Source organism: Empedobacter brevis NBRC 14943 = ATCC 43319, assembly GCF_000382425.1.
GTDB lineage: Bacteria > Bacteroidota > Bacteroidia > Flavobacteriales > Weeksellaceae > Empedobacter > Empedobacter brevis.
The window spans coordinates 1-3,866 of sequence record NZ_KB908311.1 but is presented as its reverse complement, the minus strand read 5'-3'; the positions used below and the strand labels follow the sequence as shown (position 1 = coordinate 3,866).

Genomic DNA, 3,866 nt, shown 5'->3' with positions numbered 1-3,866 from the left:
TCAGTGTTATCTTCAGTCTCTCTAATCAACTCTACTTTGCCATTCTTTAATAATTGGTAATCATCTGGCGGAGTAGCTACCATTCCATCAGGATCGATAAAGAAAACCGGATTATTCAATGCATAATTATAAGGCGAATGACGTCTTATTTTCTCTGCCAGCGGATCAATATTAAACCAACGTCCTAAAGCCGGATCGTAATTTCTCGCTCCATAATCATATATATTCAAGCCCAGCTCCTCCTGTAACTCTTTTCCATTGTAACGATACTTATAATTAGCGGAACCGGAATTACTTCCTATACCAATGCCGATTTCCACTTCACTAAAAAGAACACTTTTTAGAATAGTAGCTTATCGTAATACTATTATCTATTTGGTTTGTATAAAATAGTTATTCCTACATTATCATTATTATTGATTTGATATCCCATTTTTGAATAATAATAAAGAATAGTTTCAACTTCTAAAAAGTTAATATTCTCATTTTTTAAAATTCTCGTACTATCTGATTCCAAAAAACTAGTTTTTTCTAGGAATTCTTTTTGTCCCTTGTTATAGAGATTATGAATTTTTTTATCAATAGATATGCAATCTGCATTTTTATCTTTAATACCATTATTAAATAAGTTTGATAGATATGTTTCTGCAGTTAGGTTACTATCTTTTTTCAAATAAAAATCGTTATAAATTTCTTTATAAGACACTTTTATAAAATATCCTTTATTTTGACAAGAAATATAAAAATCAGAAAAATTATATTTAGAAGTATAATTATGATGATTAATATCTTTAGCCAAATCATTTAAATAAAAAATGTTATCATTTTTCTTATCACATGAATGTAAGAATAAGAAAAATAAGAAAAAAAAACTATAATATTTTTTTACCTCCATAAGTTGTTCTTTTGTATTGAGATTTTCTAACCCTATTCTCATTTGATACAGCTCTTTTTTCTGTTGGACTTAAGTGTTTGTTATTTCTTATACTAATACCTTGTCTCTTCATTTGGTCTTTCCATTGTACTTCATCTTTCATATTTCCTGTTTCATAATCATATTGATGTTGCATTTCGTGAACAACTGTACTTAAAGTAGAGGAAGGAATTTTTTCTATTTCTTCAAACCTTCTCTTTTCAGAATCAGAAAAGTTAAAACTTGTTAAAGTCCCTACACTTTCTCCATCACGAACCTTTTTATCAATTTCACTGTTATTTGTCCCAATTTCACTATCTGAACGAACGCCACTTCCTCCATCAGTACTTTGCACGATGTGTTTATTATCTGATTCTACTAGAGTATTTAGTTGATTTTTTAATTCAGAGTCTCCAGAATTTTCAATTTTCCTTAAAGCTGTCAAATATTTATACATTGTTCCATTACCAACTTTCTCTTTACCTGGATCATACCTTCTACCATCAGGATGATAAAAATTTCCTTTCTTGTAAGTGAAATCATAATTTTTTCCATCTTTTGTTTGCATTCTAAAGATTATATCCTCCGGCGCCATTCCATCAGGATCAATAAAGAAAACCGGATTATTAAATGCGTAGTTGTAAGGTGAGTGGCGACGCATTTTCTCCGCCAGCGGATCAACATTGAACCATCTTCCTAAAGCAGGGTCGTAATTTCTAGCGCCGTAGTCATAGATATTCAAACCAAATTCCTCTTGCAGCCCAGCACTTTGTGTGGTATGTTCATCAAAAGTTTACTCAAAACTTTTTTCTCCATAATCGTTGTACTTATACTTATAATTCACGGAACCCGAATTACTTCCTATTCCAATGCCAATTTCCACTTCACCAAAATCGCCACCTGCAATGTCTTTAGTCGGTTTTATCTTATCTTTTCTTACAAATAATTTGATTCAATATTGAATCAAATTTAGTCTTATTTTCTAGTAAAACTTTTTGATATCCAAATGAAGGGTGATCATTATTTCTTATTTGTTTCCAATATTTTTCATTATAAACACCATTTATTTCATCTCCTCCAAATAAAGAAAATTTATGAATTTCTTGGTTATAAGTACTGTCATCCATAATTGGATATAAATCAATATTATTAGGGGTAAAAAATAATTCTTCTTGATGATTATTTATAAAAATAATAGCGTCAAAATCATCACTTTTGATTATTTTTTTCTGAAAATCACGTTCACTAATATTTAATGAACATTTATAAGATTTTAATGAAATTACTGTTTTTGAATTACACCCTATAAAGATTAAAAAGGTAAATAAAATTAAATATTTCATAATTAACGATTAAAAATTGAAAAAGTATTTATCATATATTCAAGAAGTGGTCTTGGGTTAGTATTATTATTAAGTAAATTAATAGGACCATTACTTGTATTATATTGAGACCTTAAAGGAGCTCCTAAAGAATCTCTTAATTGATTTTCAAAATAAGTAGCCCTCCACTCTCTATTATAAAGACCATCTGTTTTATTTCTTCCAAGTAGACCGAAATTAGAATCTAAACCATGAAATAATTCATGACCAAGATTTGTTGTAGGGTTAAAATTTAAACCTTTCTTAGTCATCAAAGAACCTATAGCTTCATTTGTGGGGGACCAGTAAATTGTACCTCCAGAACCTATTGAATTTAATATGTTAGTTGATAGTATAACATCTCTGTTACTTTTGCCCATATATTCCCAAAAAGAAGCATTTGCCATATTATTAGCGGGGTTTTGATTTTGCTATCCTATAATTTTTAATAATATAATACTTAAAATAAAAGGGAAGAAAACCCAAAATATTTGCCAGCTTATTTTAAGCTGTTTTGTTATGAAAGATATTATTATCTGAACCAACCCTATTATACAGATTATGAAAAACAAATAAGTTGGCCAAGCTTCCTGTGCAAACATTCTTATGTTTAGAATAATACCTACAATCAAAAACAATAATCCCGAATATCTAAGAATTGAATTTTTTCTTTTCATAATCTACGCTTTAAAATTTGACTTCTTTATCTACAGGAGTTAAATCTTTACTATTGCCACTTGCATCAATTTTCTTTTCCATAGGTGGAAATAATGCCGTAGGAGTATCTCCCGTAGCAGCAGGGTTACTTCCGTGTATTAGGTATGAATCTCCAGTAGCTTCATTTGTAATAAAAAATTCATAGGCAGGAAAACCATCGCTTTGTCCTGTTATACTATAATCAAATGTCCCACCTTTAGTTTCTGTTATAGATATACTTACCTCATAATTAATAGCAGGTGCACCAGTAACTAATTTGTTTCCAGCATCTACTTCCATACCGATAGTAGTACTTTTATTATCCATTGTTGATGGAGTATATGTAGGAGTTGGTCCTGCTTTACCTTCCGTAGAAGTTGCAGTCACTTTTCCATTTTTATCATAACCTATTGTACCGCTTGCTCTATTACTTATGGTAGTAGCTTTTTTATTGCCAAAATCTACTCTCACTTTTTGCTCAGTTCTATAAGCATTTGTATTTACTTGATAAGAATTTCTGTTATCTCCTGCAAAAGATGTTGTTTTTGAGAAAGGATTTGGATTAGAAAGAGTTTTGTTTGGAATGAAAGCTCGACCAGTAACAATATAAGGTTCTAGACCTTCAAGTTCTCTTGCATCGATGACTCTATTTCCACTAAATACATAAGGAGACCACGTATTATATTTTTCTGTAAGTGGGTCTACGTTGAAAAATCGTCCAATATCGGGCATATAATTTCTCCATTTGAAGCTGTCCCAGTTTAATCCCAGTTCTTCCTGACGTTCCTGACCTTGGAACTTATACTTATAATTGCTTACGTAAAAAAACGGGGTGTTTTGCTTTTGTTTATGGTCTGCCATAAAAATATCCGGCATTGGTTTATGTACCACTGTAA

Annotated in this window: 4 protein-coding genes and 2 pseudogenes; all 6 read right to left on the bottom strand. The window is 30.5% G+C overall.

Features of this window, described 5'->3' with window-relative positions; all coding sequences use genetic code 11:
* A pseudogene (locus H277_RS19420) lies at window positions 1-290 on the bottom strand (RHS repeat domain-containing protein); the annotation flags it as partial.
* 77 nt (window positions 291-367) lie between these two features.
* The gene (locus H277_RS0118260; protein WP_019977071.1) at window positions 368-895 is read right to left on the bottom strand and encodes a hypothetical protein; all 528 of its coding nucleotides are present in this window, start codon (window positions 893-895) and stop codon (window positions 368-370) included.
* Window positions 896-1,505: 610 nt separating this feature from the next.
* Window positions 1,506-1,649, bottom strand: a pseudogene (locus H277_RS20265) (RHS repeat-associated core domain-containing protein); the annotation flags it as partial.
* A 190-nt stretch (window positions 1,650-1,839) separates the two neighbouring features.
* Complete coding sequence (locus H277_RS0118250) at window positions 1,840-2,256, bottom strand: hypothetical protein (protein ID WP_019977069.1); 417 nt, start codon at window positions 2,254-2,256, stop codon at window positions 1,840-1,842.
* Window positions 2,257-2,258: 2 nt separating this feature from the next.
* A complete protein-coding gene (locus H277_RS0118245; RefSeq protein ID WP_019977068.1) occupies window positions 2,259-2,681 on the bottom strand; it encodes a type III secretion system effector protein in 423 nt (140 codons plus the stop codon).
* 280 nt (window positions 2,682-2,961) lie between these two features.
* On the bottom strand, window positions 2,962-3,866 hold a 905-nt coding region (locus H277_RS20325; RefSeq protein ID WP_033422805.1), incomplete at its 5' end, for a DUF3238 domain-containing protein.

Bases quoted from the DNA above. Each gene is read 5' to 3' on its own strand.
- H277_RS0118245 (WP_019977068.1), bottom strand. From the start codon at position 2,681: ATGGCAAATGCTTCTTTTTGGGAATATATGGGCAAAAGTAACAGAGAT.
- H277_RS0118260 (WP_019977071.1), bottom strand. From the start codon at position 895: ATGGAGGTAAAAAAATATTATAGTTTTTTTTTCTTATTTTTCTTATTC.
- H277_RS0118250 (WP_019977069.1), bottom strand. From the start codon at position 2,256: ATGAAATATTTAATTTTATTTACCTTTTTAATCTTTATAGGGTGTAAT.